The organism is Peribacillus sp. TH14 (assembly GCF_016651145.1).
In the GTDB taxonomy this organism is placed as follows: domain Bacteria; phylum Bacillota; class Bacilli; order Bacillales; family DSM-1321; genus Peribacillus; species Peribacillus butanolivorans.
Genome location: NZ_JAEKEK010000002.1, coordinates 337,948 through 354,974, shown reverse-complemented (window position 1 = coordinate 354,974; position 17,027 = coordinate 337,948). Strand labels below are relative to the sequence as shown.

17 protein-coding genes and 1 pseudogene are annotated in these 17,027 nt (G+C 39.9%); 17 read left to right on the top strand and 1 reads right to left on the bottom strand.

The genetic code is table 11. The features are described 5' to 3' along the window. Positions 1-7 precede the first annotated feature (7 nt). From JFU50_RS29660 to JFU50_RS29595, 14 genes are all read left to right on the top strand, one after another. On the top strand, positions 8-1,183 hold the full coding sequence (locus JFU50_RS29660; RefSeq protein WP_201225584.1) for a mandelate racemase/muconate lactonizing enzyme family protein: 1,176 nt from the start codon (positions 8-10) through the stop codon (positions 1,181-1,183). After that, positions 1,167-1,943: an N-acyl homoserine lactonase family protein gene (locus tag JFU50_RS29655; RefSeq protein WP_207198910.1), complete on the top strand. Its 777-nt coding sequence runs from the start codon at positions 1,167-1,169 to the stop codon at positions 1,941-1,943. Before JFU50_RS29660 ends, JFU50_RS29655 begins: the two co-directional genes overlap by 17 nt. 505 nt (positions 1,944-2,448) lie before the next feature. Next, positions 2,449-3,186 carry a cysteine hydrolase family protein gene (locus JFU50_RS29650; protein WP_201225579.1) on the top strand — a complete coding sequence of 246 codons (738 nt, stop codon included), beginning with the start codon at positions 2,449-2,451 and terminating at the stop codon, positions 3,184-3,186. A 59-nt stretch (positions 3,187-3,245) separates the two neighbouring features. Continuing rightward, entirely contained in the window at positions 3,246-3,788 is a 543-nt protein-coding gene (locus JFU50_RS29645) for a type 1 glutamine amidotransferase domain-containing protein (RefSeq protein WP_201225577.1), read from the top strand. Positions 3,789-3,965: 177 nt separating this feature from the next. Beyond that, a complete protein-coding gene (locus tag JFU50_RS29640) occupies positions 3,966-4,703 on the top strand; it encodes a cysteine hydrolase family protein (RefSeq protein ID WP_201225575.1) in 738 nt (245 codons plus the stop codon). 192 nt (positions 4,704-4,895) lie between these two features. Next, positions 4,896-5,324: a GlcG/HbpS family heme-binding protein gene (locus JFU50_RS29635; RefSeq protein ID WP_201225573.1), complete on the top strand. Its 429-nt coding sequence runs from the start codon at positions 4,896-4,898 to the stop codon at positions 5,322-5,324. Between the two features lie 273 nt (positions 5,325-5,597). Continuing rightward, positions 5,598-5,771, top strand: a complete 174-nt coding sequence (locus JFU50_RS29630) for a hypothetical protein (protein WP_201225571.1) — start codon at positions 5,598-5,600, stop codon at positions 5,769-5,771. Then, positions 5,765-7,291 carry a sugar ABC transporter ATP-binding protein gene (locus tag JFU50_RS29625; RefSeq protein WP_201225569.1) on the top strand — a complete coding sequence of 509 codons (1,527 nt, stop codon included), beginning with the start codon at positions 5,765-5,767 and terminating at the stop codon, positions 7,289-7,291. Before JFU50_RS29630 ends, JFU50_RS29625 begins: the two co-directional genes overlap by 7 nt. Then, positions 7,291-8,283, top strand: a complete 993-nt coding sequence (locus JFU50_RS29620) for an ABC transporter permease (RefSeq protein WP_201225567.1) — start codon at positions 7,291-7,293, stop codon at positions 8,281-8,283. Before JFU50_RS29625 ends, JFU50_RS29620 begins: the two co-directional genes overlap by 1 nt. Positions 8,284-8,326: 43 nt before the next feature. Then, positions 8,327-9,328: an ABC transporter permease gene (locus JFU50_RS29615; protein WP_201225565.1), complete on the top strand. Its 1,002-nt coding sequence runs from the start codon at positions 8,327-8,329 to the stop codon at positions 9,326-9,328. A gap of 110 nt (positions 9,329-9,438) precedes the next feature. Further along, on the top strand, positions 9,439-10,566 hold the full coding sequence (locus JFU50_RS29610) for a sugar ABC transporter substrate-binding protein (RefSeq protein ID WP_201225563.1): 1,128 nt from the start codon (positions 9,439-9,441) through the stop codon (positions 10,564-10,566). Between the two features lie 418 nt (positions 10,567-10,984). Continuing rightward, on the top strand, positions 10,985-11,527 hold the full coding sequence (locus JFU50_RS29605; RefSeq protein ID WP_201225561.1) for a type 1 glutamine amidotransferase domain-containing protein: 543 nt from the start codon (positions 10,985-10,987) through the stop codon (positions 11,525-11,527). A gap of 161 nt (positions 11,528-11,688) precedes the next feature. After that, complete coding sequence (locus JFU50_RS29600) at positions 11,689-13,353, top strand: GMC family oxidoreductase (protein WP_242489182.1); 1,665 nt, start codon at positions 11,689-11,691, stop codon at positions 13,351-13,353. Between the two features lie 320 nt (positions 13,354-13,673). After that, entirely contained in the window at positions 13,674-14,369 is a 696-nt protein-coding gene (locus JFU50_RS29595) for a gluconate 2-dehydrogenase subunit 3 family protein (RefSeq protein WP_201225559.1), read from the top strand. A 497-nt stretch (positions 14,370-14,866) separates the two neighbouring features. Here JFU50_RS29595 and JFU50_RS29590 read toward each other — a convergent pair whose 3' ends face one another. Next, positions 14,867-15,025 (bottom strand): hypothetical protein, encoded by a 159-nt coding sequence (locus JFU50_RS29590; RefSeq protein WP_201225557.1) that lies wholly within the window; start codon positions 15,023-15,025, stop codon positions 14,867-14,869. 178 nt (positions 15,026-15,203) lie between these two features. Between JFU50_RS29590 and mntA the strand changes: the two genes are divergently transcribed. The 3 genes and pseudogenes from mntA to JFU50_RS29575 all read left to right on the top strand — a co-directional run bounded on the left by mntA (position 15,204) and on the right by JFU50_RS29575 (position 16,947). Beyond that, positions 15,204-15,449, top strand: coding sequence for a type VII toxin-antitoxin system MntA family adenylyltransferase antitoxin (gene mntA, locus JFU50_RS31280; RefSeq protein ID WP_242486205.1), 246 nt, complete (start codon positions 15,204-15,206; stop codon positions 15,447-15,449). 146 nt (positions 15,450-15,595) lie between these two features. After that, positions 15,596-16,053 (top strand): annotated as a pseudogene (hepT, locus tag JFU50_RS29580) (type VII toxin-antitoxin system HepT family RNase toxin). A 150-nt stretch (positions 16,054-16,203) separates the two neighbouring features. Further along, positions 16,204-16,947 carry a Fic family protein gene (locus JFU50_RS29575; RefSeq protein WP_201225555.1) on the top strand — a complete coding sequence of 248 codons (744 nt, stop codon included), beginning with the start codon at positions 16,204-16,206 and terminating at the stop codon, positions 16,945-16,947. Positions 16,948-17,027: the final 80 nt, after the last annotated feature.

The window sequence follows — 17,027 nt, the reverse complement described above, 5'->3', positions numbered from 1 at the left end:
ATTGTTTATGAAAGTAAAAGATATTCAAACGTATATTCTACGAACGCCACTAGGTAATGAACGTTTTTACTCTTCCCAATGTGCTTTCCCTGAGAGAAATAGTTTAATAGTTAAAATTGAAACGGATGAGGGGTTAATTGGGTGGGGGGAAGGAGGGCAATATGGTCCTCCTGAACCAGTCGCAGCTGCTATCAAATACGTCTTAGCACCAAAATTAATTAATAAAGAGATACAAAATCCGATTAAAATTTGGGAACAGAATTATGCAGATACACGAGATTTTGGACAAAAAGGGACGTATATTGAAGCGTTAAGCGCAATAGATATCGCTTTATGGGATATCTATGGTCAGATCTTAAGTAAACCGGTACATAACTTAATTGGAGGCTCATTTCGAGAAAGCGTATTTGCCTATGCAACAGGTTGTTACTACAGAGGCAAGGATGTTCTCAATTACAAAGATTCATTGCCAAAATTGGCTGAAGAAGCTCGATCTTACGTCGATGCGGGGTTTCAGATATTAAAAATGAAAGTAGGCCTATTGTCAATAGAAGAGGATTTAGAGAGGGTTAAAATCATTAGAGAGGCCATTGGGCCTGATACTTCCCTACTGGTGGATTGTAACCATTCTTATAATGTTTTTACGGCAGTGAGAATGGCGAAGGAACTTGAAAAATTCAATGTAATGTTTTTGGAAGAACCAGTTGTTCCAGAAGACCGAATGGGTTACCGCGAAGTTAGATCTTCAACAAACATACCTATTGCGGGAGGAGAGTGTGAGTTTACTAGATATGGTTTTAGAGATTTATTTTTAGAAGGTTGTGTAGATATAGCCCAACCGGACATTTGCGTTTCCGGAGGGTTTTCTGAATGGATGAAAATACAGGCACTGGCCTCAAGTTTCGGTGTAACTGTTATTCCACATGTATGGGGGTCAGGAATCGCCCTAGCTGCGGCACTTCATGTATTAGCATCGATCCCACCGAGTCCGCATACGGCAAACCCTGTTCCGTTACAAAATGAACCAATCGTTGAGTTCGATAGAAACCCTAATCCTCTTAGGGATGAGCTTTTAAAAACACCGATTACCTTACAAAATGGAAGAGTACCAGTTCCTCAGAATCCTGGACTGGGAATTGAAGTCAATTTAGATGTGATATCAAAATATGGAATCGAGTTTTAAAAAGATGTATAAAATTAGCATCTTAAAAAATGCAGACTGGTTTGCCCCTGGTACGGTTGTATATGATCATGCCTATGGGGTACACGACCCAGTGAAAATTTGTTTGGTTTGTTTTTTAATCGAAGGACAAGGTCGGAAAATTATGGTTGATACAGGGATGGATGGGATTGATCAAACTTATACAGATGAACAAAAAGACCAATTTGATCATTTGAGTTCAAGTAAAGATACAAATGAATTATTAAAGGAGGTTGGTACTTCCTGTGAGGAAATTGACACCGTTTTATTAACACATCTACACTTTGACCATTACTGGAATGTAGAACAGTTTCCAAATGCTAATTTTATTGTAAATAACAAAGAATGGTTTCATGTTTTAGACCCAAAAAATCTGCCAATCAACCCTATTAAGAGTTTTCCAAGAGAACCGTTAGCATATTTAGCAGGGGAAGCGTTTGGACGTTTAACGTTGATTGATGATGAGTATGAAGTGTGTCCTGGTATATCAATGCATTGGGTTGGAGGTCATTCGCCAGGTGGAATGGTAGTCAAAGTTATAACAAATGAAGGTCCTGTGATTATTGTGGGGGATGCATTTTATCTATACGATCATATTGAAAACAATATTCCACTTGGATATTGTACTGACTATCGTGAGGTATTAGCCGGTTATGAATGGTTGCGGAAACAAAATGCAATACTTTTACCGGCACATGATTATAAGGTATTCGAAAAACATCCATCATTGACCATAGGATAGTAGGATTTGTAAAATAGGTAGATTTCAGAATAGTATGTTTATTGTTAATGAGGGCAGCGGCTGGCTTGGCCAAACTATAGAAAATAATTACACAATCATTTATGTGGCTAACAAATAATTTGCATAATGAATGAAAGGACGTAAAATCGAACAGGTTTTTGAAAGCGGATTCAAGGAGGGTATAAAGGGCATTTTATTCATTTCTAATTTTCCTCATTCTCTAAGGGGGAACCATAATAAATACGAACACAAAATTGGTGACGAGATGGCATCTTCAATCCGGTCTATAAGGCGAACCACGGCAGGTATCCCTAGGCGGAGAGAAAAAGTTTAAGCCCGCTGGCTGCTTAGACCATTTGGAAGCGGTAGAGTGTGAAATTGTTAATCTTTTTAAGGAGGTGGGCGTCATGTGAACACTAGTATAAAAGATTTACATACATGACACAACACACACGTTAAGAAACGCTCGAATAAATAACTCTAAAATTCAGAAGGAGGAATTAGTATGTCGACTTTGAAATTCACGCTAGAAAATATTGATAAAGTAATTGATAGGAGTGCCATGGTTTCACCGGAGATCGATCCCAAGAAAACAACGCTACTTGTATTGGATATGCAACCGATGTGTAACGAACCTGAAGGTGCGCTATTTATTCCGAGCGTGGGAGGTGCCCCTAGTGGTAAAGATGTAATTAAACCGGTTAAGAAAGTCCTTGAGCGATTCCGAAAGGAAGGTAGCCAGATAGTATTCTCTCAGTGGGGGCTTCGTCCTGATGGGCATGACAAAGGAATTTGTGCTCTAAAGTGGCCAGCTTTAAATTGCGGAACCCCTGAGTCACCTGCAAGTTGGGGGAACCCTGAGACTGACAGTTTTTCCGGTACACTTCAACCAAAGGAAGGGGAACCTGTTGTAAGAAGAAGTCGTTTCAGTGCGTTTCAAAGTACACCGTTAGGTGAATTCATGAGAGAAAATAACTCAGATACTCTTGTTATAGCTGGTATATCAACTTCTAACTGCGTTATTACGACAACTATCGACGCATGGAATCAAAATTATAAGGTAGTAGTGCTTGCGGATTGCGCGACAGCGGTACCTAGTTCCCATACGAATAATACACCACTAGGATATGGGCAACATTGGGAGTTCTTAAGAAATATTCAGATGAATTACGGAGACGTTATCACTAGTGACGAATGCTTCGAAAGGTTGGAAAAAGCTAAGAGCAAATACCAGCAAGCTTGATGTGAGCACACTTGATTAATCGTAGCACTAACAGAACGTAAAGAAGGGAGCAAAAGAAAATGAAATTAAAAGGTAAGCGTGTTGCATTACTTATCGAAGATGATTATCAGGAAATGGAAGCATGGTATCCAACATACCGATTGCAAGAGGAGGGGGCGACGGTTGTAATCGTTGGATCTGGAACGAAATCAACTTATCACAGTAAGCTTGGCTATCCAATGATCGCTGACAAATCCGCTGATGAAGTCACGGTCGATGACTTTGATGCTGTTATAGTTCCTGGTGGATTCGCGCCAGATCATATGCGACTCTGTAAACCAATGGTTAATCTGGTCAGAGAGGCATACGAGTCAGGAAAATTGACAGCAGCAATTTGCCACGGTGGTTGGATGCTTGCTTCTGCGGGTGCAGTACGCGGGCGAAAGGTGACGGGCTATTTACCGATTCGCGACGACGTAGAAAATGCTGGAGGAGAATGGGTAGATGCTGAGGTCGTGTGCGATGGGAACGTGATTACGTCCCGAACACCTGAAGACTTACCAGCCTTCGCCCGGCAGATAGTCGAGTACCTGGAACCGGCGTCCGTGAAAAGTAGCGTCTAAGCAAGCGCAGGAGACGGCGACGTTGAAGCGATGCAAGAGGATTAGTACCTACTAACCGAGACTTGAAAGAGGAAAACCATCATAACCCGCGATTTTGATGGATTAGAAATGACCTACGTAAATGACGTTAAGTAACTCTCGAATAAATAACTTTAAAATTTAGAAGGAGGAATTAGTATGTCGTCGTTGAAATTCACGCTAGAAAATATTGATAAAGTAATTGACAGGAGTGCCATGGTTTCATCGGAGATCGATCCGAAGAAAACAACGCTACTTGTATTGGATATGCAACCGATGTGTAACGAACCTGAAGGTGCGCTATTTATTCCGAGCGTGGGAGGTGCCCCTAGTGGTAAAGATGTAATTAAACCGGTTGAGAAAGTCCTTGAGCGATTCCGAAAGGAAGGTAGCCAGATTGTATTTTCTCAGTGGGGGCTTCGTCCTGATGGGCATGACAAAGGAATTTGTGCTCTAAAGTGGCCAGCTTTAAATTGCGGGACTCCTGAGTCACCTGCAAGTTGGGGGAACCCTGAGACTGACAGTTTTTCCGGTACTCTTCAACCAAAGGAAGGGGAACCTATTGTACGAAGAAGTCGTTTCAGTGCCTTCCAAAGTACGCCGTTAGGTGAATTCATGAGAGAAAATAACTCAGATACTCTTGTAATAGCTGGTATATCAACTTCTAACTGCGTTATAACGACAACTATCGACGCATGGAATCAAAATTACAAGGTAGTTGTGCTTGCGGACTGCGCGACAGCAGTACCTAGTTCCCATACGAATGATACACCACTAGGATATGGGCAACATTGGGAATTCTTAAGAAATATCCAAATGAATTACGGAGACGTTATCACTAGTGACGAATGCTTCGAAAGGTTGGAAAAAGCTAAGGGCAAATACCAGCGAGCATGATACTCCCCCCCCCTACATTAACGCCAAGGGCTGGCAATTCCCGGCCCGGGCGCTAATGAAAGTTAATAAAGGGAAACTTTTTCAATTATATAAAAAAACTATCTATAATTTGTAAACAATTATCTCATTTACTATATATCAACTATTTTTCATATTATTAATTTATTTCTAAAACGAAAGGATTGATAATTGATGTCTATACAAAAAAAGGCTATTTTGCCACAAGAATTAGTTAGCAAAATGTTAAATTACGCTATGAGCAAAGCAAAAGAGTTGGATACAAAATCATGCATTGCTATTATCGATGACGGCGGAAATTTAGCAGGATTTATTAAAATGGATGGATCAAATCTTATGCCTAGTCAAATCGCCCAAAACAAAGCTTATACAGCCGTTGGTTTTGGACTCCCTACAGCTGATTGGTACCCATCAATTAAAGACACCCCATCATTATTGCATGGACTTGTTCATACTGACAGAATGACGATTTTTGGAGGGGGCTGCCCTATTTATATTGAAGGTCAATTGGTAGGGGGTATTGGAGTCTCTGGTGGTACACCTGATCAAGACACTGAGTGTGCACAAGCAGCACTCTATGCAATCGAAGAGCTTCTTATTTAACTTTTGCTTATTGTAACAAAAAAAGGGTCTTGGCCTTATTCTCTACAAAATAAGACCATGACTCTTTTAAATAGATATAAACCTTTCTTGATCAATTTTATAAGAAGACGATTGCTTTTAAAGGCTGTTCCATAATCTCGGTTTATATCAACAGACCCTGATTCCGGCAACTGGGGGGGCGAGGTAGTCCGAGGCATCGACCGTTACCTCACGGGAATAAATTACATAGTTTCTAAAGCGGCAAAGAGACAGACACCTGGTGGTAGTGCATCGATGAGATGCGGTTACCGTCAGGGGTTCCGGAAGCTGGACGAGGTTGCCCACGAGAAGTTTGTTCGCTTTAAGGACTTAAGCGAGAATGAACGTTATTTAAAGTATTTTTGTAAACTAGCTAACTACTATCAAGGTGTAAGAAAATTTTATGGAATGGAGGATATCAAATGGTAGTAGAAGATGATCGCGTGCTTATTTCGTTGACCGGAATCACCAAGGAATTTCCTGGTGTGAAGGCGCTTGAAAACGCTTCACTCGATGTACGAAAAGGGGAAGTGCTAGCACTGGTAGGAGAAAATGGTGCTGGTAAGTCAACTTTGATAAAGATTTTATCAGGCTTATACCGCAAGGATAGTGGGGAAATCCGAGTTCGGGGGGAATCTGTAGAAATACAAGATGCTAGACATGCTCAAGAACTTGGTATTAGCACAATATTTCAAGAGCCAACACTAGCTCCTCATTTAACTGCAGTTGAAAATGTGTATCTTGGACGAGAAATTTATAACTCGTATCTTGGCGGTGCAGTGAAAGTTCTAAATGAAAAAGAAATGTACCAAGAAACGGAAAAACTTTACCGAAATTTCTTTTCTACAGTAGAGGATCTTAAACGACCAGTAATAGAACTTGGTGCTCTGAAAAATCGCGTAATCGAGATTGCTAAAGCGCTTTCTGTCGAGGCGTCTGTTGTAATTATGGATGAACCAACGGCTGCTCTTGCTGAACACGAACGTGAAGTTTTATTTGACTTCATTCGGGCTTTAAAGGAACAAGGAGTATCGATTATTTATGTATCCCATCATCTCAAAGAGTTGTTCTTACTTGCTGACCGTTTTCATGTCATGCGTGACGGGAAGCATATAGCAACAGTTAATGCCGATGAAACAGATGTTGACCAACTCGTTTCCATGATGGTAGGGCGTGAGATATCGAATTTTATTGAAAAGGAAACGGTTCCAATTGGTGAAGAAGCTTTACGGGTTACTGGTTTAAACCAACCAGGAGTTTTGAAAAATATCAACTTCCATGTTAACGAAGGAGAAATTGTAAGTATAGCTGGGCTTGCTGGTTCAGGACGAACTGAGACGGTACGGGCAGTTGTAGGTGCTGATCCAATCAGTTCAGGCACCATAGAAGTAAATGGGAAAAAACTTCGAATTCAATCGCCACGTGATGCCATTCGTGCTGGTATTGGCTTGCTCCCAGAGAATCGAAAATTGCATGGAGCGTTAATAGAAATGTCAGTCAGTAAAAATATAACACTAGCTTCGATGAAACGAATTCTTTCAAAGAAGTTTGTTTTAAAGAAAAAAGAAGAATTAGAAATAGCATCAGATTATGTAAAACGTTTAGGTATTAAAACACCTTCTGTGCACCAAAATGTTAAGTTTTTAAGTGGTGGTAACCAACAAAAAGTAATTTTAGCTAAATGGCTCTTCACAAATCCAAAAGTGTTGATTTTTGATGAACCAACGATAGGTATTGATGTAGGTGCAAAGGTCGAAGTTTATAATTTAATGGCTGAGTTTGTACGTAATGGAGGAAGTGTCCTCATGGTTTCTTCCGACCTACCCGAGCTTATGGGACTCTCCGACCGTGTCTATGTAATGCATAAAGGAGAGATTGTACATGAATTTTTACGTGAGGAAGCTACAGAGGAGAACATAATGCGCTACGCTTCAGGAGGGTATAAATGATGAGTAATTTCAAAATAATAACCAATAATGAAAAAGTGGCCCATTCTAAAAATAGTTTTCTTATCCTTTTGACACGCGAGGGGTATGGTGTATCAGTTATCCTAATCCTATTGTTTCTGTTTTTGGCAGTGACGGCACCAAGCTTCTTGTCTATTCAGAATTTACCAAACTTATTGGTGCAATCGTTATTCATCATGTTGGTTGCATTTGGAACAATGATTGTGCTTTCAACTGGTGGCATCGATTTATCAGTAGGGTCGATTATTGGGCTCGCTGGCGGAGCTACCGGTTGGCTAATGATGAGTGGTTTAAACATGTGGATCGCGATTTTAGCAGGATTATCTGTAGGTTTACTAATTGGTACCATCAATGGACTCATAATTACTAAATTAGGAGTTTCGGCCTTTTTGGTGACCTTAGCCATGCAATATATAGGACGAGGACTGTTATTCCTGCTCACTAAAGATGAACCAATTAGTAATTTTGCCACTCCAGAGTTCGCCTTTCTTGCTCAGGGAAAAGTGCTAGGAATTCCGATGCCAGTCTTGATCACATTGGTCATTTTTCTGTTATTGCATTTTATTTTCAAATCTACTAGTTATGGACGTTTAGTTATAGCTGCAGGCTCCAATTCGGAAGCAGCACGCTTATCTGGTGTGTCCACTGAAAGAATCAAAATAAGTGTGTATGCCTTTTCGGGATTACTCGCTGCAGTAGCTGGTATCCTTCTGACTTCACGTCTGACGTCAGTGTTGCCATCAATGGGAAATGGATATGAGCTAGATGCTATCGCTGCAGCGGTCATTGGCGGTACAAGTCTGTTTGGTGGCAAAGCAAGTGTGGTTGGGGTGGCGATTGGTGCTCTAATACTTGCCCTGGTGTCAAATGGCCTAGACCTCCTTCAAGTGAACCAGTTTTATCGTTTAATCATTACTGGGCTAATCATTATTATTGCAGTAGCTATTGAACGTTATTTGGCTGCAAAAAACTGATTTGAGTAATAACAAATAAAAGACTTTTAAGGAGGGTTCATAATTGGGGAATAAAGGTTTAGAAACCATTGGTAGACAAAATGACTTTGGGTTTCCACTAAAAATCGATCGAAACCTCCTTGGCCTTTTCATTGCTCTAGGAGTATTCATAGTAGTAATGTCATTTGTCTCGGAAAATTTCTTAACTCATATAAATCTTTTAAACGTATTACAACAAGCTTCTTTCATAATGATATTAGCATATGGTATGACTTTTGTCCTTTCTACGGGTGGTATTGATTTATCGGTTGGATCTATATGTGGTATATGTGGTGGAATGGCTGCATGGTTACTTAATCACGATGTTAATGTTGTCTTAGCTGTTGTGTCTGCTCTGTTCCTTGGTGTATTAATAGGTGCTGTAAATGGGCTTACCATTACTAAATTAAATATATCTCCTTTTATGGCTACTTTAGCAATGATGATTATTCTACGAGGTATTTTATACGTTTGGACTGGAGCAACTCCTCTCGGTTCATATATGTCAGATAGTTTTCAATTTCTTGGATCAGGACGTATTTTTGGAGTGCAGTTTCCTGTTATTGTATCGATCATTCTACTTATCGTGCTCTTAATCGTATATCGAAAAATGAAATTTGGTCGTCATATCCTTGCTCTAGGAAGTAGTGAAGAGGCGGTTCGAATATCGGGTATCAAAGTCGATAAATTGCGTATTAAGGTATATGCACTATCTGGACTTACCGCTGCTGCAGCAGGTGTTCTTCTTGCTTCGCGTCTTACCACAGTACATCCTGAAATGGGTACGGGCTACGAGTTAGAGGCTATTGCTGCAGCTATCATCGGAGGAACAGCATTATCTGGTGGTAAAGGAACCTTAATCGGAACTGCACTCGGAGCAATTATTTTATTTATGATTAAAAATGCTATGAATCTTCAAAATGTGAATCCGTATTGGGAGACTATAGTTATAGGTTTGATTATTCTTCTTGCAGCAGTTGTACCAATTTTAGCCGGTCACTTCAAAGGTAAAGTGAAAAATTCGTAGTTTAAAGGGTTGATATGGAAAGATTTCATTTTATGACACTTCTTAGATGGCAGGAACGCGTTAAGAAACATGCAAAAAAAAAAAATTTAAAATTTAAGGAGGTCTAACTCATGTCTTTCAAAAAAATGAGATTGAGTATCTTATATTTATCCCTAATAGCAATTTTGATAGTGTCAGGTTGTAGCAATGACAAAACGTCTTCAGAAACTACGGAAAGCATTTCTGCATCCGCATCTGGTAACGTTTATCAGTGGGGAGATAACAAATTTGAAGAACAGGTGAGAAATGCAGTAAAAGGGGAAACAATTAAAATTGGATTTTTACCGCCAGCTGCTTCTGAGCATTATGATGCTTTTGAACACGCTGCTAATACAATGATGAATGAATTAAGTGATCGTTTTGGAGTGAAATTCGAGTTTGAGATGGCTGCACCGGGTAATTTTCAGTCTGTAGAGTCCCAAGTGTCAACAATTGAAAACTGGACTTCCCTAGGATTTGATGCAATATTAGTCTGTTCGGCAGGTGATTTTGATTCTATGAATGCAGTCTATGAGAAGGCTATTGAACACGATACTATGATTTATTTGTTTAATATGCCAGCTGAATTGTGGGATGAAAGCAAGTTGAAAGCAGTTTCGGTGATCAGTTATAACAACGATTATCAATCTGGGTTCCAAGTAGGTCAATATGCAGCTGAAAAGTTAGGCGGAAAAGGAGATATTTTATTGGTATGGGGTTTACCTGGTCACTGGTCTGCTTCACGTAAACATGGTTTCCAAAAGGCTATTTCAGAGTATCCTGATATGAAAATTGTAGGAGAACAACGCGGTGATTACCGTCGAGACAAAGGGATGCAGGCTACTGAGAACTTACTACTTGCACATCCTAAAGTCGATTTAATCTATGGTGAGAATGAGGAAATGGCTATGGGTGCTGTGCAAGCCGTTGAAGGACTTGGTTTAAAGCTATGGAATGGTAAAGAAGGAATAATGGTTATCGGTGCAGACGGTCTTAAGTCCGGTTTTGAGTCGATCCGTCAAGGGAAGCTGACAGCTACTGTTGATGTTGGTACGGTTGATATGGGTCGAGAATTAATTAAATCTGTTTTTATGCACCAATATTTAGGATACTCTATTCCTAAAGTTCAGAATGTTCCGACTGTTATAGTTGATAAAGGTAATGTTGATATAAGAGAAGCTTATATGGACTGGGCACTTGGTACAGAGCTTAAGGAATAAAAAATTTGTGTCCAATCAAGCTCCATAGGCGGAGATAAAAAAACGAGGGCCATTGAGCAATTGGGTCGAAGTCATACTACCTCGTAGCCCGTCGGCGGCTATAGACCATTTCGAGGCGGTAGAACGTGAAATCGTAGAGCTTTTGAAAGGGGGTGGAAGTCATATGACCGCTAATAATGACCTACATACATGACATACACACAGTTAAGTAACGCACGTACGAATAAATCTAAAATTTCTATGAATTTTAAAGACGACAAGCCAATTCGCCATATCTAAATGAATTACGAGATGTTATCACTAGTGACAAATGCTTCGAATGGTTGGAAGAAGCTAAGAGTAAATACCAGAAAGCTTGATGTGAGCACTTGATTGATCGTAGCACTAACACAGAACGTAATGAAGGGAGTAAAAGAAAATGAGATTAAAAGGTAAACGTGTTGCATTACTTATCGAAGATGATTATCAGGAAATGGAAGCATGGTATCCAGCATATCGAATGCAAGAGGAGGGTGCGACGGTTGTAATCGTTGGATCTGGAACGAAATCAACTTATCACAGTAAGCTTGGCTATCCAATGGACGCTGACAAATCCGCAGATGAAGTCAATGTCGATGACTTTGACGCTGTTATAGTTCCTGGTGGATTCGCACCAGATCATATGCGACTCTGTAAACCAATGGTTAATCTGGTTCGAGATGCATACGAGTCCGGTAAATTGACAGCAGCAATTTGCCACGGTGGATGGCTGCTTGCTTCTGCGGGTGCAGTACGCGGACAAAAGGTGACGGGCTATTTACCGATTCGCGACGACGTAGAAAACGCTGGAGGAGAATGGGTAGATGCTGAGGTCGTTTGCGATGGGAACGTGATTACGTCCCGAACACCTGTCGATTTACCAGCCTTCGCCCGAGAGATAGTTAGATACTTAGAACATGCTTCCGTAGCAAGTAAAGTTTAAGAGGTGCGGACAATTTATTACGAGGATTTGCGCGTGTTGCAAAAAACTATGACTCTATATATACCAAATATGAGATTGAAAAACGGAAAGCACTATATTCTCTAACAGTTATGTCAACTATTTTATGAAAGAAAACTCGACTCGAAAGGGGAAGAAATTATATGACTTATATTAAGAAGCCAGATCCGGTTGATGTTTGTATCGTAGGGGCAGGTGCCACCGGTGGCACTACCGCTAAGGTTCTAGCTGAAGCAGGATTAAAGGTAGTAGTGTTAGAGAAAGGTCCTCGTATGAAGATAGAAAACTTTTCGGGTGATGAACTTAAATATCTTAACCGAAACTATCTTTGGCCGGACCCGAAGATTAGCCCAAGGACCGTTAGAGCAGATGAAAAATCTAAAGCCAAGACGTTCCAGTTTTCTCCTACTCCGCAGATGGTAGGCGGTGGTACAGTGCATTGGGCAGGCTGGGTCCCTCGTCCGTTGGAACAAGACTTTAAGATGCACTCTTTGCATGGCGATATTGAAGGTGCTGATCTTGCGGATTGGCCTATTACTTATGATGATCTTGAGCCTTATCTCACTAAGGTTGAGTGGGAGTTTGGTGTATCTGGCCTTGCAGAAGCAAACAAGTATGAACCACGACGTAGCAAAGGGTACCCAACTCCGCCATTGCCGCCTACGAAGTTTGGGAAGAAATTCTACGAGGGTGCTGAGAAGCTAGGGATAAATGCGTTCCCGATTCCTCACGCTTCAATCTCGAAGCCCTATAAGGGAAGAACTCCAGCGAACTATACGGGATTTTGGAATCAGTATGGAGATCCGGGAACCACTCGGTCGAGCACACTGACTAACTTTATCCCCCAAGCCTTAGCCACCGGAAATTGCGATTTGCGAACAGGTTGTATGATTCGAGAAGTCACCGTAAATAAAGAAGGTCATGCTAAGGGAGTAATCTATATAGATTCAGATGGCCAAGAGGTTGAACAGGAGGCTAGCATTGTAATTTTATGTCCTGGTGCCATAGAATCAACAAGGCTGCTACTTATGTCGAAGTCTAACTTATTCCCAGATGGCTTGGCGAACAGCAGTGGGCTGGTCGGCAAGTATGCAACTTTCCATGAATACGCGTTCGCAACAGGGATTTTCGATAAGGACGTACATGATCCTCTTCACGGCTTTGCAGGTCATTACATCAGCGCAGGCTCTATGCAGTTCTACGAGACTGATGAGAAGCGAGGATACATCGGAGGTTGTATTACCTCTTCTTCGCAAGTAGGACACCCAATTAACTGGGTTTGCCCAGACAGACCAGAGTGGGGGATAGCCATGAAGGATGCTGATCGCGACTTCTACAACCACTCAATGAAGATTGGGATTATTCTTCAAGACTTACCTCAAGAATCTAACAGGGTGGACCTTGATCCCGATGTTAAGGATGCCTGGGGTTTACCTGTTGCGAGAATCACATACAAACCACACTCGAACGATATTAACATGGCGAAGTGGATGATAAACAAAAACGTTGAAATCCTTGAGGCGGCGGGAGCTTCGAAGACGATCAAGGTAATTCCCGAAAACGAATTAACTGGTAATACCTGTCACCAACATGGTACTGCCAGAATGGGTAACGATCCATCTAAGAGTGTTTTAAACAAGTGGTGCCAGGCACACGATGTTGAGAATCTCTTCATTCTAGACGGAAGTAGTTTCCCAACATCCTTAGGGGTTAATCCGACACTAACAATGATGGCCAATGCTTGGAGGGTTTCCGAGTATATCGCTGAAGTACATGCCAAGGATCGTCAAGAACAGTATGTCAACTAAACCACGAGTAATGGATTTTAAAAAAATAATTGTATTTTAAGAAAAGCTTTAACATATCACGGAATTCACAGAAATTTTATTAATTTATTGGTAGAATATCAAAAAATGGCTTTAAAAGTAAAGTTCTTTGAAGAGTTTGTCTTGCTGTTCATAGACATACTCCTGATAAGGAATAATGAGAATTAATAATCTTAAACGTAATATTTCCCTATCATTAAGCTGAAGAATGAAAAAACAGAATCCTTAGTCAAAAAGAAGCTAGAGATGAAATGGAAAATTAATTTTCGAGAGACTATTTTAATAAAAGGAGAGTGTTTCCTATGACAAGTAAAGCAGATTGGCCCGTTATAAATTCTCCAGTGAATCACGAGTCCGACACACGCTTATTTTTTAACCAACACGAATGGGAGACTATAGAAGAAGCGACAGCTCGGATAATACCAACAGATCATGACCCTGGAGCACGAGAGGCTGGCGTGGTTCGATTTATTGACCGTTACCTTTCGAGTATAAATTACATTTATGCTTCTGCAGACGGTGGAGGATTTCTTAAAATAGCAGGTAAAGAGGTAGACGCTTGGCGAGATCGCATGGTAGAGATGCAGGAGACCTATCGCCAGGGGATCCGAAAGCTGGACGAGATTTCGCATGAGAAGTTCGGGTCTGTTTTTAAGGGTTTAAGCGATGAACAGCAGGATGGGATTCTGGTAGACCTTTCAGGGAGGGTGAAGCCGGAGCATATGAAATTTGATACCTCGGGTGAGCACAGTACCTTTCTCCAGGGTACGTTTGACGAGGGATTGGACTTCTTCAGTGCTTTGGCTCTCCACACCCGTCAAGGTTTCTATAGTGATCCAGTTTACGGGGGAAACACGGATTACGTCGGTTGGAAAGTAATCGGCTTCCCTGGACCTAAATCTTTGGCTGACACCAACACCTTAAAATACAGCGTTAAAGATTACTACCTCCAAGATTACGATTGGGCTGATTTGATCCCTCACCTGAGAGGGGAATAAATGAAGGACACCAGATGTAAGAGGATTTCAGTTTTGGGTGAAACTAGAGCAGCTGCTCCGTGGGTATGGTAGCGACTCGAGAAATTAGAGACCACTCTGGAAAAGAGTGGTTTTTTTTCTAGATGAATTCACCGTATCTAGGCTAAACGCTCTACTTCTCGACATTTCATATTATTAAATGCCTTTTCAATGTTCTGTTCCAACTCTTTTAAGGAGGGTTTGGGCGTATGTCGAGTAAAGTTGGGTGATTGGGACAAGCAGAGAACCGAAAAAAGGGGTGAAACCCATGAAAAAATATATTAAAAATTGAAAGGAAATCGAGACTAAATGCAGAAGTCTACTATTATTGAAATCCGGTTAGCTGTTTTAGTATTCCATTTTGTTTTTCTAAAAGAAAATTAAAAACACCCTTCGGGAATCTCTTTTAGTGGCTCCTGAAGGGCATGGTATACTCATTCCTATTAGGTAAAAACGCATCATTCACACTGTGGTTTATATCAGCGACTTTGATATTGATTGGTACCACCATATAAGGTGTATTGCTGGGAAGAGGGATTCAAGTTGGCATTGATTGCATTACCACCGGATGGGTTATTTTGTAGGGCATACCCAGGATATTGGCCAGTATTCCCTGCATTTTGCCTCGTGTTTCTCATAGTATGTCTGGTAGGATTCGTTTATCGCAAGGTTATTTAAAAGGAAGAACTGAAAATGAGGGTGATAATAAAAGGAAGGGCTCCTTTTGATTAACTTTGCGTAAAATTTTAGTTTTACGCATAAACGGGCATGAGAATGAACGTTTGGTATAATCTTCAAATATAGGGGGCGTGTCTTATGTATACAGAGATGTTTCAAACCATTCAAGATACTCTCATAAAAAAAGTAGATCCCGTTTTCATTATTATCTTTGGTTCTTATGCAAAAAACTCTTCACATGAAGACAGTGATATCGATATTGCTTTCTACAGTGAGAATCAATCGCTTACTACATATGAAGTTTTTCAGCTGGCACAGGAATTAGCAGATATTCTGAAAAGTGAGGTGGATTTGGTCAATATCCGTACAGCATCCACGGTTTAGCCCAGATATGTACTACCGGTACAATTATATATTCAGCGAACGATACTCTTCTTAAAAACCTCCAAATGACTGCACTCAGCATGTACGCTAAATTGAATGAGGAACGTGAAATATCTTAAAAAAAATCGAAAAAAGTGGGACCATTTATGAAGAATGATGTGATTTTGAACAAAATCAGTGTAATAGAACGTTGTATGAACCGGGTTAAGGTGTATACGCAAATAATCCAGAAAACCTAAAGGACTATACCAAACAAGACTCCATAATCCTAAATATACAAAGGGCCTGCGAAGCGTCAATCGACTTGGTTATACATATTGTAGCTGAACAGAAATGGGGATTGCCTCAAACCAGCAGAGATGCTTTTGATATGCTTCATGCGGCTTTAATTATTGACAAAAATACTGTCAAACGATTAAAGGCCATGGTGGGTTTCAGAAACATAGCCGTTCATGATTACCAGACGGTTAATATAGACATTTTGTAGCAAATTGTTGCAAACCATCTTGGGGATTTTACTGACTATACAAAACAAATCCTTTCTGTGGGAAAAAGCAGAAGAAAAACTTTTAGAGGAAAAGGGGAACGTGATGCTCAGTGTTAAAGTTCGCGTTAAATTCTAATTTAACGAATATATAGACTTGCAATTATAAGTTTGGTATAATTATCCTAAGAGGTTAAACTGAAGATAATAAAATAGATATAATGAATGATTTTTTAAGATACCAACTACCATATAAGAAGGTGTATGTTTATGAAGAATTTTACTCTAATTAATAAACTTAAGAATGAATTAGACCAACTCAGACCACTTCCACCAGAAGCTGTTAAAAATCTTTATGAGGTTTATCGTGTGGAATGGACTTATAATTCAAATGCAATTGAAGGAAATACTTTATCACTTATTGAGACAAAAATTGTGCTTGAAGAAGGTTTAACTATTGGTGGTAAAAAACTTCAAGAACATTTAGAAGTTATTAATCATTCAGAAGCAATTGATTTTGTTGAAGAGTGTGTAAATAAAAATCAACCTATAGATGAAAGTACACTCAAAAATATCCATTACCTTGTTTTAAAAAATATCGACAATAAAAATGCAGGACAGTATCGCCAGTTTAATGTTGGTATTTCAGGTAGTAAACATACGCCTCCACATTTTCTTCAAATTCAAGATGAAATGAAAGACCTATTCAATTGGTATGAAGAAAAGCAAGATGAACTGCATCCTGTAGAATTAGCAGCATTATTTCATTTTAAGTTTGTGTATATACATCCCTTTTCTGATGGGAATGGACGAACTGCAAGACTTTTGATGAATTTAATTTTAATGAAGAACGGCTATCCTCCTGCTATTGTTAAAGCTGAAAATGAACAACGAATAAGGTATTATGAAACGTTAGAAACAGCAAGTGTGGAACAAAATGTTGAACATTTTATTGATTTAATATCTGAATGTGCTGAAGATAGCTTAAAGAAGCATTTACATGCAATTAGATAAAGAAATTTAACTCTAATATTAGAAGATTAAAAGATCATCACGTCCAAGGTTAACCATAATTATATTATGGTTAACTTCTC